Source organism: uncultured Polaribacter sp. (assembly GCF_947500975.1).
Taxonomy (GTDB): domain Bacteria; phylum Bacteroidota; class Bacteroidia; order Flavobacteriales; family Flavobacteriaceae; genus Polaribacter.
The window spans coordinates 95,308-109,750 of record NZ_CANMUE010000009.1; the positions used below are offsets into that span (position 1 = coordinate 95,308).

Annotated in this window: 11 protein-coding genes; 6 read left to right on the forward strand and 5 right to left on the reverse strand. The window is 29.5% G+C overall.

Annotation, left to right across the window (positions count from 1 at the left end):
- Nucleotides 1–2: 2 nt before the first annotated feature.
- Both ruvA and Q0733_RS10980 read right to left on the reverse strand, forming a co-directional pair.
- The gene (ruvA, locus tag Q0733_RS10975; protein ID WP_298782286.1) at nt 3–584 is read right to left on the reverse strand and encodes a Holliday junction branch migration protein RuvA; all 582 of its coding nucleotides are present in this window, start codon (nt 582–584) and stop codon (nt 3–5) included.
- 31 nt (nt 585–615) lie between these two features.
- On the reverse strand, nt 616–2,892 hold the full coding sequence (locus tag Q0733_RS10980) for an NADP-dependent malic enzyme (protein WP_298782287.1): 2,277 nt from the start codon (nt 2,890–2,892) through the stop codon (nt 616–618).
- A gap of 227 nt (nt 2,893–3,119) precedes the next feature.
- Here Q0733_RS10980 and Q0733_RS10985 point away from each other — a divergent pair, with 227 nt between their 5' ends.
- Both Q0733_RS10985 and Q0733_RS10990 read left to right on the forward strand, forming a co-directional pair.
- A complete protein-coding gene (locus tag Q0733_RS10985; RefSeq protein ID WP_298782288.1) occupies nt 3,120–5,591 on the forward strand; it encodes a DUF5686 and carboxypeptidase regulatory-like domain-containing protein in 2,472 nt (823 codons plus the stop codon).
- 9 nt (nt 5,592–5,600) lie between these two features.
- On the forward strand, nt 5,601–5,843 hold the full coding sequence (locus tag Q0733_RS10990; protein ID WP_298782289.1) for a MoaD/ThiS family protein: 243 nt from the start codon (nt 5,601–5,603) through the stop codon (nt 5,841–5,843).
- A gap of 4 nt (nt 5,844–5,847) precedes the next feature.
- Here Q0733_RS10990 and Q0733_RS10995 read toward each other — a convergent pair whose 3' ends face one another.
- Nucleotides 5,848–6,120: a DUF3817 domain-containing protein gene (locus Q0733_RS10995; RefSeq protein WP_298782325.1), complete on the reverse strand. Its 273-nt coding sequence runs from the start codon at nt 6,118–6,120 to the stop codon at nt 5,848–5,850.
- Between the two features lie 88 nt (nt 6,121–6,208).
- On the opposite strand from Q0733_RS10995, the gene Q0733_RS11000 reads away from it, so the two are divergent.
- On the forward strand, nt 6,209–6,631 hold the full coding sequence (locus tag Q0733_RS11000; RefSeq protein ID WP_298782290.1) for a molybdenum cofactor biosynthesis protein MoaE: 423 nt from the start codon (nt 6,209–6,211) through the stop codon (nt 6,629–6,631).
- Nucleotides 6,632–6,698: 67 nt separating this feature from the next.
- On the opposite strand, the gene Q0733_RS11005 is transcribed toward Q0733_RS11000, so the two are convergent.
- Entirely contained in the window at nt 6,699–7,715 is a 1,017-nt protein-coding gene (locus tag Q0733_RS11005; RefSeq protein ID WP_298782291.1) for a COX15/CtaA family protein, read from the reverse strand.
- 419 nt (nt 7,716–8,134) lie between these two features.
- On the opposite strand from Q0733_RS11005, the gene Q0733_RS11010 reads away from it, so the two are divergent.
- The 3 genes from Q0733_RS11010 (at nt 8,135) to Q0733_RS11020 (ending at nt 12,621) form a co-directional block, all read left to right on the forward strand.
- The gene (locus tag Q0733_RS11010) at nt 8,135–9,409 is read left to right on the forward strand and encodes a ribonucleotide-diphosphate reductase subunit beta (protein ID WP_298782292.1); all 1,275 of its coding nucleotides are present in this window, start codon (nt 8,135–8,137) and stop codon (nt 9,407–9,409) included.
- Nucleotides 9,410–9,411: 2 nt separating this feature from the next.
- Entirely contained in the window at nt 9,412–11,199 is a 1,788-nt protein-coding gene (locus tag Q0733_RS11015) for a ribonucleoside-diphosphate reductase subunit alpha (protein ID WP_298782293.1), read from the forward strand.
- Nucleotides 11,200–11,283: 84 nt separating this feature from the next.
- Nucleotides 11,284–12,621, forward strand: coding sequence for a deoxyguanosinetriphosphate triphosphohydrolase (locus Q0733_RS11020; protein ID WP_298782326.1), 1,338 nt, complete (start codon nt 11,284–11,286; stop codon nt 12,619–12,621).
- Here the strand turns inward: Q0733_RS11020 and dxs are convergent.
- Entirely contained in the window at nt 12,601–14,373 is a 1,773-nt protein-coding gene (gene dxs, locus Q0733_RS11025; protein ID WP_298782294.1) for a 1-deoxy-D-xylulose-5-phosphate synthase, read from the reverse strand. The two genes, Q0733_RS11020 and dxs, sit on opposite strands and share 21 nt — an antisense overlap.
- Nucleotides 14,374–14,443: the final 70 nt, after the last annotated feature.

Consider the following 14,443-nt stretch of genomic DNA (forward strand, 5'->3'; position numbering starts at 1 on the left):
TACTATAAATTTTTTAAAGCTAGTTTTATGATTTTTTCTACAGTTGCATCAGGAGTTTCTTTTAAAACAATATTAACCACTTTTTCAGATTGTTTTCGTTGAAAACCTAAAACCTCTAAAGCTGATAACGCTTCATCTTTATTTGTATTGTTTGTAAATACTGAAACTTCATCTATATTAAAAGTTTTTAAAATTTTATCTTTTAAATCAACAATAACTCTTTGCGCAGTTTTTGCACCAATGCCCTTTACAGATTGTATTAAGGGTACGTTTTCTGATGCAATTGCATTTTGTATTTCCTCTGATGTCATTGATGATAACATAGTTCTTGCTATGCTAGGTCCAACTCCAGAAACCGAAATTAATAATTTAAAAACTTCTCTTTCAGTTTTATTAATAAAGCCATAAAGTGTGTGAGCGTCTTCTCTAATAATTAAATGTGTAAATAAAACTACATTTTCATCTGTTGGTAAACTAGAAAAAGTATTTAACGAGATATGAAGTAAATAACCAACACCATTACAATCTACAACAATTTCTGTTGGATTTTTTTCTACTAACCTTCCTCTAACTTGTGTTATCATACCGTCTTTTTCAGGGCTCTAATGTAGTAATTTATTTGTTCTTTTCTCTTTGTTGAGCATCTACACATGCTAAAGCAGCCATATTTACCATTTCATCTACGCTACAACCTAGTTGTAATATGTGTACTGCTTTACTTAATCCTAAAATAACAGGACCAATAGATTCTGCTTTATTAACTTCTTTTAATAATTTATAGGTGATGTTTGCAGATTCTAAATTAGGAAAAATTAGTACGTTTACTTTTTGACCATTTAATTTTGAAAATGGAAATTCTTTTTCTAACATTTCTCTATTTAGAGCAAAATCTGCTTGAATTTCTCCATCAACATTTGCCTTTGGATAATGACGATGAATAAAAGAAACAGCTTCGTTTATTTTTTTTGATGTTTCAGAACTTGAAGACCCAAAGTTAGAAAAAGAGATCATTGCAACATTTGGTTTCATACCAAACATTTTTACCAATTTCGATGTCATTTGGGTTATTTTTACCAAATCTTTTGCTGTTGGGTTTAGGTTAATAGTTGTGTCTGCTAAAAATAACGGACCCTGTTTGGTAAGCATTAAGTTACAAGCAGCAATTTTAGAAATACTTTTGTCTTTTTCTATAAGTTCTAATATTGGTTTTACAACTGTTGGGTATGGTCTAGAATAACCAGTAATTAAAGCATCTGCTTCATTTTCATTCACCATCATTGCAGCAAAATAATTACGTTCTCGCATTAATTTTGTTGCTTGAGATAATGTTTTCCCTTTTCGTTGTCTTCTTGTCCAGTAAGCTTTTCCAAAACGATTTCTTCGTTCTTCTTCTTCATCAGTTTTAGGATCAAAAATTGGCACATCTCCAGTAAAACCAATTTCTTCTTTTAATGCTAAAATCAAATCTTTTCTTCCTAATAAAATAGGTTTTCCAATTTTTTCATCATGTACTCTCTGCGCAGCTTTTAAAACATCTAAATGATCTGCTTCCGCAAAAACAATACGTTTAAGGTTGTTTTTTGCTCTATTATGTAATAATCTAATTTCTTTACTACCAGAACCAGATCTTTCCATTAATTGCTCTCTATACCTATCCCAATCTTCAATTGGTTCTAATGCAACTCCAGAATCCATAGCTGCTTTTGCAATTGCTGGTGGAATTTCATAAATTAATCTTGGATCAAATGGTTTAGGAATAATGTATTCTTTACCAAAGGATAAACTAACTTCATCATACACAATATTTACTTGCTCAGGAACCGATTTTTTAGCCAAGTTTGCTAACGCATGTACGGCAGCAAGTTTCATTTCTTCATTAATCTTAGTAGCTCTTACATCTAAAGCACCTCTAAAAATAAACGGAAAGCCTAATACGTTATTTACTTGGTTAGGATGGTCGGATCTACCGGTTGCCATAATAATATCTTCTCTAGTATTAATGGCTACATCATATTCAATTTCAGGGTCAGGATTTGCCATCGCAAATACTATTGGGTCATTTGCCATAGAAAGCAACATTTCTGGCGAAACTACATTACCCATTGATAAACCAATAAAAACATCTGCATTATGCATAGCTTCCTCTAAAGTATTTACATCTTTAGAAGTTGCAAATTCTGCTTTTTGAGAAGTTAAAGTTGCTCTATCTTTTCTGATAACACCTTTGCTATCACACATAATGATGTTTTCTTTGTTTGCTCCTAATTTTACATACAAACGTGTACAAGAAATAGCGGCTGCACCAGCACCATTAACAACTATTTTTACTTTAGATATATCTTTTTTAGTAATTTCAATAGCATTTTTTAAAGCGGCTGCAGATATAATTGCAGTTCCATGCTGATCATCATGCATTACAGGAATATTTAATTCCTCTTTTAAGCGTCTTTCTATTTCAAAAGCTTCAGGAGCTTTTATATCTTCTAAATTAATTCCTCCAAAAGTAGGAGCAATTGCTTTTACAGTTTCTATAAATTTATCCACATCAGTGGCATCTACTTCAATATCAAAAACGTCTATATCTGCAAAGATTTTAAATAACAAACCTTTTCCTTCCATCACTGGTTTTGAGGCTTCAGGGCCAATATCTCCCAAACCTAAAACGGCAGTTCCATTAGATATTACTGCTACTAAATTACCTTTAGCAGTGTATTTGTAAACATTATTTTTGTCTTTTGCAATTTCTAAACAAGGTTCAGCAACTCCTGGAGAATATGCTAAAGCTAAATCATGTTGAGTGGCATACTTTTTAGTAGGTATAACTTCTATTTTACCAGGTTTAGGTTTTGCATGGTATAATAAAGCTTCATGTCTTTTTCTAGAATCACTCATAACTTAAATTAAGTTTGTTAATAGCAAACAAATATAGGATTTTCAATGGAAGAGCAATAGCAATTTTTAATCTTTTAAATATTGATTATTTTCTTTAATAAATTAGTCTAGTTTTATCTTTTTGAAGCTTTTAAAGATTAAAGACTGCTTTTTAATTTGTTTAACAAAATTTAAGTATTTATTTGTAAGATAAATTTTATGTTTGTTAATTAAACTTAAGCTAGACTATGAAAAAGATTACTTTACTATTATCCCTTTTTTTAACAATATCAATTTTTTCTCAAGTAAAAGGTAAAATAACAGATGCTAATAATAAAGCGCTTTCTTTTGTGAGTGTTTATTTAGATAAAACTGTTACAGGCACTACATCTAATGATCATGGAGATTATGTACTAAATTTAAAACAGAAAGGAAAATACACAATTATTTTTCAATTTTTAGGTTATAAAACGTTAAAGAAAGAGGTAAAGATTACTTCTTTTCCTTTTGAATTAAATGTAGAATTAGAGGAAGAAAGTGTGCAATTAAGTGAGGTTTTAATTTCTACAAAAGACAATCCTGCAAATAGAATTATTAGAAGTGTAATTGCAAATAAAGATAAGAATACAAATAAGTATGCAAATTATACAGCTAAATTTTATTCAAGAGGTTTAACGAGAATTAAAGATGCTCCTGAGAAATTTATTGGGAAAACTATGGGAGATTTTGGAGGTGGTTTAGATTCTACAAGAAGTGGAATTGTTTATTTGTCTGAGACATTTTCAAATATTTCTTATCAAAAAAAGCCAAAAAATTTTAAAGAAAAAATTGTTGCCTCTAAAGTTAGTGGAATGGATAATGGAGTTAGTTTTAATAGGGCTGAAGATTCAAATATTAATTTATATGACAATAGTATAGAAACTTTTAATGATTTGGTTTCTCCAATTTCAAATAACGCGTTTAGTTATTATAAGTATAAATTAGTAGGAACTTTTTATGATAAGAATAAAAAACTTATCAATAAAATAAAATTGATTCCTAAGCGTAAAAATGATCGTGTTTTTGAAGGTTTTATATATGTTGTTGAAAATGATTGGGCAATATATGGTTCTGAGTTAACAGCAAAAGGTGCTCAAGTAAATTTACCTTTTGTTAATTTTTTAAAATTAAAACAAGGTTATAATTATTCAGAAAAAGTGGATGCTTGGGTTTTAATAAGTCAGAGTATAGAGTTTGATATTAGTTTCTTAGGGTTTAAACCTACAGGTAAATTTTCTTACGTATATTCAGATTATGATTTTGAGCCAAGTTTTACGACTGATACATTTACAAATGAAGTATTATCATTCGAAAAAAACGCTACAAAAAAAGACACTCTTTTTTGGGGTAAATTAAGACCTGTTCCTCTTACCGTTGAAGAGAAAAATGATTATACTTTAAAAGACAGTATTAAGGTTGTGCGTAAATCTAAAAAGCATTTAGATTCTGTAAATAAAAAGCAAAATAAGTTTAATTTATGGGTGCCAATAATGGGTTATACTTATAGAAATTCTTATGAAAAATGGAAGCTTTCATTTGATGGGTTGATAAATGATTTTGGTTACAATACAGTGCAAGGTTTTAACACTTCTGTTGGTGTAAATTACTTTAAACGTGAAAATGATAAAGGAAAATGGTGGAATGCTGGTGCAAAACTAAATTATGGTTTTTCTGATAAAATAGCTAGACCTACGTTTTATTTTACCAAAAAATGGAATAATTTTTCTAGACCTAGATTGTCAATTTTTGCTGGAGTTAAAACGGCTCAGTTTAATGGCAGAGAGCCAATTAAAAAGCTTGATAATTTAATTAGATCATTAATAAGAAGACAAAATTTTTTAAAAACTTATGAAAAAGAATTTGCTAAAATTAGTTATTCAGAAGAAATAAAAAACGGAATTTATTTTTGTTCTTCTTTAGAATATGCAAATAGAAAACCGCTTTTTAATACCACTAATTATTCTTTTGTAAGTGAAAATGAAAATAGAGTATTTACATCTAATAATCCTTTAGATAAAAACGATTTTACCAACGCAGCTTTTACTGAACATAAGATTGCAACCTTAAATGTTTGTGCAACTATTGTGTTTGCTCAAAAATATTTGTCTTACCCTGATCAGAAATTTAATGTAGATGATAATAAATTTCCAACTTTAAATGTTAACTATCGTAAAACTTTTGGTGCTTCAAATTCTGAACTAAACTCTGATTTATTTTTGACTAGTTTAAAGCAAAATATAAATGCAGGTAACTATGGAGAGTTTAAATACAATTTAAGAGGAGGTGTATTTTTGAAAAAGAAAGATATTGCTTTTATGGATAAATTACAGGTAAATGGTAATCAATTAACTTTTGTGTCAGGTAATCAATTAAATAGTTTTATGTTGTTAGAATATTATAAGTTTTATACAAATGATAAATATGCAGAAACACATGTTGAGCATAATTTTAAAGGATCTATTTTAGGAAAAATTCCCTTATTAAATAAATTAAACTTTCATTTGATAGGTGGTTCTAAAGCCATGTTTATGGCAGATAAAAAACCTTATACAGAATATTCCGTTGGTTTGGGTAATGTTGGTTTTGGTAAATGGAGACTATTAAGGATAGATTATGTGAAATCTAATTACGCTGGAATAAAAAACGATGGATTTGTTTTTAAAATGAGTTTGTTTAACTAATTTTAAATTATGAAAATAAAAACTCTTTTTTTTGGAATTACAACGGATTTAGTTGGTGAAACACAACAGCAAATTGATGTTAAAGAAAATACATCAATTAATGATTTTAAATTGATTTTAAAGAGTTTACACCCTCAGTTAGAAAACATAAATTCTTATGCAATAGCTGTAAATGAAGATTATGCAGCTAATGATGTTGTTTTAAAAGAATTTGATGTGGTTGCTATAATTCCGCCAGTAAGTGGAGGTTAAAAAATTAGCGTAAATATTTTTTGTCCACATAAAAAGTGCCAAAAGGAATTATAGAGCATAACAAAACGATACCTAATGTTTTGTTGCTCCAATTCATCTCTTTTTTTATCACAATTGCTAAAACAATATATAGCATAAATAATAATCCGTGAGGCATTCCAAGCATTTTTACGTAGGTTTCATTACCTTGTAAATATTTAATTGGTGTAGCAATAAATAATAAAAGTAAGTAAGATACGCCTTCTAATATACTTATAATTCTAAAAATATTTTTCATTTTGTAAACTCTTGTAATTGAAAAGCAAAGATACATTTTGATTTCCTATTTTTGTTCTAGTGATGAACTTGTATCAGTATCTTATAAAATGAATAGAACCTCGATAAAAATAACTTCCGAAAAACTTAATTTACAAGAATGTTATCAGTTTGTAACTGATGATTCTTGTGGAGGGATTTCTGCTTTTGTAGGAACTGTAAGAAATGATACTAAAGGAAAGGAGGTAGTACAGTTAGATTTTTCTACCTACAAACCAATGGCAATTAAAGAGATGCAAAAAATTGCTGATTTGGCTTTAGAAAAGTTTGATATTAAAAAAATTGCCATTCATCATGCAGAAGGAATGTTACAAATTGGTGAGATTCCAGTAATTATTACTGCGTCCGCAAAACATAGAAAAGCTGCTTTTGAAGCATGTGAGTTTGCTATTGATGTTTTAAAAGAAACGGTTCCTATCTGGAAAAAAGAACACTTTTCTGATGGTGAAGTTTGGGTAAATGCACATCCGTAATTTTAATTAGTAGTATACAGTTTTTTTAGTTTCTTGATAAAATACAATTGAAAACTGAGACTGTTTTTTACTTAGCAGAACGATTTTGTAGCCATAAGTAAAACTGTAAACCAAATAAAATTGCGCCAGACATTAAGTGTATAGCTTGGGTTCCTAAAGGTATTTCTGCATAATACATTAAAATTCCTGAGATGGTTTCTAAAAAGATTAAAAATACAATCCAGTTTACCAATTTGTAACCTAGGTTTTTAATTTGATTGATGTAAAATAAACCCAAATTTACCAGTACAATTGCTATTGTAAATGATCTGTGAAAATAGAATTTAAAACTAGGGTTCATCAAACTATAATTTTTGTTTTCAAACCCAAATAATTTTACTTGTTCATCAATAAATTGTCTTACCTGGGTTCCTAAAGCTATTTGTATTAGTGAGAAAATTACAGAAAAAAGAAGTAGTTTATTAAATAATGAATTATAATTATATTTTGTTTTTTTATCGGAAACAATAAATTTAAGTTTTAATAAAAGAGCTATAATTACCAAGCCAAGAACCATATGAATGGTAATTAATCCGGGTTTTAAATTTGTGTCAACCACTAATTTACCCATTCCGCCTTCAAGAAGCATTAAAAAGAATGCAGTAAAAGCTAATAGTGGAATTGTTTTGTTTTTTTTCCAAAATTTGCTTGCTGCGTAAATCAAGAATAAAAAGACAAATCCAGATAAAACAGATGATAATCTATTTATATATTCTGTCCAAGAATGATATTTGTTAAATTTAGCATACTTGTGTTTGGTGTATTTTTTCCAATTATTTTGATTAAATTCTGAAGCAGTTTTTAAATCGCTTTCAGCAACAAATAAAACTTCATCTTTAATAATGATAAAACCTTTTTTAAATTCAGTATTCGGTTTCCAAGTAATTTGTTCTTCGGATGTTGGCGGAATGTAATAACCAAAACATTTTGGCCAATCAGGGCATCCCATTCCCGAGCCAGTCATTCTAACAACAGAGCCTGCTAAAAATATAAGATAAACAGAAATAATAGCAATTTGTACAATTTTTGGGAATCTATTTTTCATCAAAAAAAAGTTTTTACAAAAATAAGGCAAAAAAAAGCACGTTAAAATATTTTATTCAATCAATTTTCTAAGCTGGTTAACCAATTGCTTAATAATCTTAGTTTCTCAGTTTTGTAAATCGAATATTATGGGTAGAGAAATATATATTGATGTATAATTTAAAATTATATTTTCATTTTTAGATGAATAAAAGTTGATTGTAGGAATGTCAACAAAACTAGGACTTTAAGAAAAATTGACATTTTAAACATCTGTTAATCAGATTTATAAGATATTTTATAATTTTTAAAAAAATCAAAAAAAAAATCATATTGTTAAAAACTTCAAGGGTTTTGTGAATAAGTATGGCTTTCATTTTGGAGTAAAAAAACCAATCTTTGTATTCCCCTCATTTGACGACTAAATAATATAAATATACTGTGGAAATTACTCAAATTATAAAACGAGACTCAGAATCTAGCCTTTTTGAGTTAGAGAAAATTACAACAGCCATTGAAAAAGCTATGCTTTCTGTAAATAATGGTACAAGAAAAGATGCTGAAGCAATTGCCAATATCGTTAACGGTACTTTATTAGAAAGAAAATTAAAAGAACCTAAATATACACCTACTGTAGAACAAGTTCAAGATATTGTTGAGTTCAAATTAATGGACAGTCCTTTTCATGATGTTGCAAAAGCATATATATTATATAGAAACGAGCAAACAAGAAATAGAAAGAGAAATATTTTTGAAAAAAGGTTGAATTTAAAACCTTACGATTATCCTGAGTTGAATGAATATGTAGATGCAATTAGACACTCTTATTGGATTCACACAGAGTTTAATTATACAAGCGATATTCAAGATTTTAAAGCCTATTTATCTGAAACAGAAAAAAGTGCAATTAAAAATACAATGTTAGCAATTTCTCAAATTGAGGTTGCTGTTAAAACTTTTTGGGGAGATATTTATAAGAGAATGCCAAAACCAGAAATTGGTTCTGTGGGTTCTACATTTGCAGAAAGTGAGGTAAGACATCATGATGCATATTCACATTTATTAGAAATTTTAGGATTGAACAATGAGTTTAAAAACTTAAAGAAAAATCCTGTAATAATGAGGCGTGTTAATTATTTAGAATTAGCATTAAAAAATGTAAATAGCGAAGACAATAAAGAGTTTTCAGAGTCTATAATTTTGTTTTCATTATTTATAGAACACGTTTCTTTATTTTCTCAGTTTTTAATTATCATGGCTTTTAACAAGCATAAAAACGTGTTAAAAGGGGTTTCTAATGTGGTAGAAGCTACTTCAAAAGAAGAACAAATTCATGGAGATTTTGGAATTGATGTTATTAAAATAATAAAAGAAGAAAATCCTGATTGGTTTGATGATGCTCATACTTTATTAGTACAAGAAACTTGTAAAGAAGCATTTTTATCAGAAAGTAAAATAATTGATTGGATTTTTGAAAAAGGAGAATTAGACTTCTTACCAAAAGCAGTAATTAAAGAATTCATAAAAAATAGATTCAATAAATCTTTAACAAGTATTGGAATCCCAACAGTATTTGAAGTAGATGATGCATTAGTAGCCGAAACAGATTGGTTTGATGATGAAATTATTGGAACTAAACATGGAGATTTTTTCGTAAAAAGATCAATCAACTATAGTAAAAGAACAAAAAGTATAACCAGCGACGACTTATTTTAAATATGAACCAAAGAGAACATACAACGCAGCAAACAACTGAGCTTACAGAGCACGAAAGATTAATTCAAGCAAGAAACGCATCAAGAAAAGAAATGCTTGAAAAAATGAAAGAACCAGAAATTAATTGGCTAACAGAAAATAGTCGTAAATTTTTAGAATCGGGTTATTTAACTGGTAATACAACGCCAGAAGAAAGAATACGTGAAATTGCAGACAATGCAGAACGTATTTTAAAGAAACCTGGTTTTTCTGATAAGTTCTATAAATATATGGCTGCAGGGTTTTACTCTTTAGCATCTCCAATTTGGTCTAACTTTGGGAAAAAAAGAGGTTTGCCAATTAGTTGTTTTGGTAGTCATGTTGCTGATGATATGGGAGATATTTTATTCTCACAATCAGAAGTTGGTATGATGTCTAAATTAGGAGGAGGAACTTCTGGTTATTTTGGGAAATTACGAGAAAGAGGAGCAGATGTTAAAAATAATGGTTCATCATCTGGTTCTGTTCATATTATGCAGTTGTTCGAAAAAATGGTTGATGTTGTAAGTCAAGGTTCTGTAAGACGTGGTCGTTTTTCTCCATATTTACCTATAGATCATCCAGATATTAAAGAATTTTTAGAAATTGGTACAGAAGGGAATCCAATTCAAGAATTAACACATGGAGTTACTGTTGGTAACCAATGGATGGAAGAAATGATTGCTGGAGATGTTGAGAAAAGAAGTATTTGGGCTAAAATATTACAGAGAAGAGGAGAAATAGGATATCCATATATATTGTTTAGAGACAATGCAAATAATGGAACTGTTGATGTTTATAAAGATAAAGGTCATGAAATTTACGCAAGTAACTTGTGTACAGAAATTATGTTGCCATCAAATGAAGATTGGTCTTTTGTTTGCTGTTTATCATCTGTAAATTTATTGCACTACGATAAATGGAAAGATACGGATGCAGTAGAAACACTAACGTATTTCTTAGATGCAGTAATGGAAGAATTTATTACAAAGTTAGATGTGTATAAAAATTCAGAAGATAGAGACGATCAGTTTACATTTCGTTTTATGGAAAAAGCATACAACTTTGCAAAAGAAAATAGAGCATTAGGTTTAGGTGCTTTAGGATGGCATTCTTTATTGCAGTCTAAAATGCATGCTTTTGATAGTGCAGAGGCATACGCTTTAAATAGTGAGATTTTTAGAGTAATTAAAGAAAAGTCTTATAAAGCATCAGAAGAAATGGCTAAAGAATATGGAGAACCAGCTGTTTTAAAAGGGTATGGAAGACGTAATACAACGTTAAATGCTATTGCGCCAACAACATCATCTGCATTTATTTTAGGACAAGTTTCTCAAGGAATTGAGCCAATTTGGTCTAATATTTATGTAAAAGATATTGCAAAAATTAAAACAACTATTAAAAACCCAATTTTAGAAAAAGTTCTAGAAGAAAAAGGGAGAAATACAAAAGATGTTTGGACAAGCATAAGAGATAATGATGGTTCTGTTTTACACTTAGATTTCTTAACAGAAGCAGAAAAAGACGTGTTTAGAACGTATTCAGAAATTGACCAAAACGTAATTGTTTATCAAGCTGCAAACAGACAAAATCATATAGATCAAGGGCAATCTATAAATATTATGGTGCACCCAGATATGCCAATTAAAGACGTAAATGCGGTGTATATAAACGCATGGAAATTAGGTGTAAAATCTATGTATTATCAACACAGTATGAATGCTGCACAGAAATTTAAGCAAAAGAAAGAATGTGCTTCTTGTGAAGGATAATCACTTTAAATATTAAAAGATAAAAAAAGAGAAGTTGAAAAGCTTCTCTTTTTTGTTTAATTTCGACAATATTTTATAATTATGATGAACTGGGAACAACTTCTTTCTTTAAAACGATTTGGCGATACTCAAAAACGTCCAAGAGCACAACAAGACGAAACACGTTTAGGTTTTGAGGTAGATTTTGATAGAATTATATTTTCATCAGCATTTAGGAGTTTACAAGACAAAACACAGGTAATTCCGTTATCGGAAACCGATTTTGTACACACACGTTTAACGCATAGTTTAGAGGTTTCTGTGGTGGGTAGAACTTTGGGTAGAAGAGTAGGAAAGGTGTTATTAGAACGTCATCCAAACTTGGTAAATTTAGGTTATACTTTTAATGATTTTGGTGCTATTGTTGCTGCAGCTTCTGTAACGCATGATATTGGAAATCCTCCTTTTGGTCATTCCGGAGAAAAAGCAATTGGCGAGTATTTTAAAACTGGAAAAGGAGTAAAGTACAAAGATCAATTATCTGCAAAAGAGTATCAAGATATTATCGATTTTGAAGGAAATGCAAACGGATTTAAAATATTAACAGAATCTAGAGAAGGTATTTCTGGAGGTTTGCGTTTAAGTTATGCAACTTTGGGAGCGTTTATAAAGTATCCAAAAGAGAGTTTACCTAAAAAACCAACCAATCATATTGCAGATAAAAAATACGGCTTTTTTCAATCAGAAAAAACAGCTTTTTTAGATGTTGTAGAAGATTTAGGGTTGCTACAAAAATCATCAAAAGCTATTTCTTTTTATAGACATCCGCTTGCATATTTAGTTGAAGCAGCAGATGATATTTGTTACACAATTATAGATTTTGAAGACGGAATTAATCTTGGTCTAATCGATGAAGAATTTGCTTTAGAATACATGATTAAGTTAGTGAAAGACACTATTGATAGCAAAAAATACCATTCTTTACAACACAAAAAAGACAGAGTAAGTTATTTAAGAGCTTTGGCGATTGGTGTATTAATTAATGAAGCTGTAGCTATATTTTTAGCAAATGAAGAAGCTATTTTAAATGGAACTTTTGAGAAATCTTTACTAGATAAATGTAAATACGAAGCGCAAATTAATGATATCATTAAAATTAGTGTTTCTAAAATTTATAAAAGCAAAGAAGTTGTAGAAAAAGAAGTTGCTGGCTACAGAATTATTGCTGATTTATTAGATGTTTTTGTAACGGCGTTAAATAATAAATTTGATGGTAATCAATCTAATTATGATAAGCTAGTTTTGAATTTACTACCAGAAGAATATCAAATAGAAGATGATAGTTTATACCGTAGAATTATGCTTATTTGCAGCTATGTTTCTGGTATGTCTGATAGTTACGCAATAAGAATGCATAAAAAATTAACAGGAAATATTATTTAGAAATTTATAAATAGATTGGGTATCTAAACCAATTTTGTGCTGTAATTTTAGCACACTTCCATGAGCTATAAATTCATCAGGAATTCCTAACGTTTTAACGCTTTTTTTATACTTATTTTGGGATGCAAATTCTAAAATAGCAGAACCAAATCCGCCTTTTATAGTACCATCTTCAATAGTGATTATTGTTTTATATTCCTTAAAAATTTGATGCAATAGTTTTTCATCTAAAGGTTTTACAAAACGCATATCATAATGAGAAATGGCATCTTTTTTTTCTGATAAATGAATTGCATTAGAAATAGTATCAGCAATTGTTCCAATAGATAAAATGGCAATATTTTTTCCTTTTTGTAAGCAAGTTCCTTTCCCAATTTCAATTGCTTTAAAAGGTTGTATCCAATTAATTATACTGCCGTTTCCACGAGGATAACGAATTGCAATAGGGTTTTTCAACCCTAATTGAGCAGTATATAATATGTTGCGTAATTCAATTTCGTTTCTTGGTGCAAAAATTATTAAATTAGGAATACATCTTAAATAGGCTATATCAAAAACACCATGATGTGTTGCGCCATCTTCTCCCACCAAACCAGCTCTATCAATACAAAAAATTACAGGTAAATTTTGCAGAGCAACATCATGAATTATTTGATCGTAAGCACGTTGTAAAAAAGTGGAATAAATATTACAAAACGGAACTAATCCTTGAGTGGCCATACCTGCCGCCAAAGTAACAGCATGTTGTTCTGCAATTCCTACATCAAAAGTTCTTTTAGGGAATTCTTGCATCATATATTTTAACGAACTTCCTGTTAACATTGCAGGTGTAATTCCTACAATTTTATCGTTCTGTTTTGCTAATTCTACAATCGTTTTTCCAAAAACATCTTGATATTTTGTGTATTTATTTTCTTCTTTTTTAATGCGTTCTCCAGAGATTTTATCAAATTTACCTGGTGCATGATAAGTTACTTGATCTTCTTCAGCTTTTTGTAAACCTTTTCCTTTTGTAGTAATAACATGCAAAAATTTAGGGCCTTTTACAGATTTTAACCTACTTAATTCTGATAAAATTTTTGGTAAATCATGACCATCAATTGGACCCGAATAATCAAAATTTAAAGCTTTTATAATATTGTTTTGAGCAGCGAGCCTTTTGTTACTTTTTACTTTGGTTAAATACTCTTTTAATGCACCAACAGAAGGGTCAATTCCAATAGCATTATCATTTAAAATAATGAGTAAATTTGCGTCAGAAACACCCGCGTGATTCAAGGCTTCAAAAGCCATTCCGCTTGCAATAGAGGCATCACCAATAACAGCAATATGGTGTTTTGTTGTTTCATCTTTTAAGTTAGATGCAATTGCCATTCCTAAAGCTGCAGAAATAGAAGTTGAAGAATGGCCAACACCAAAAGCATCAAATTCACTTTCTTTTCTGGATGGAAAACCAGCAATTCCGCCAAATTGTCTATTGGTGTGAAAAATGTTTTTTCTGCCTGTTAAAATTTTATGACCGTAAGCTTGATGTCCAACATCCCAAACTAATAAATCATTGGGTGTGTCAAATAAATAATGCAATGCAATAGTTAGTTCTACAACACCTAAACTTGCGCCTAAATGACCTTCTTTTACGGCAACAATATCAATAATAAATGCGCGCAATTCTTTTGCTAATTTCGGCAATTGTTCTGGATTTAATTTTCTTAAATCTGAAGGGTTTGATATGTTGTCTAACAAATTTTTCATGTCTTTGCAAAAATACAATATAACTTTTTGTGTCCGTAAAATGAACAGGTAATAAATACAAAATTATCGT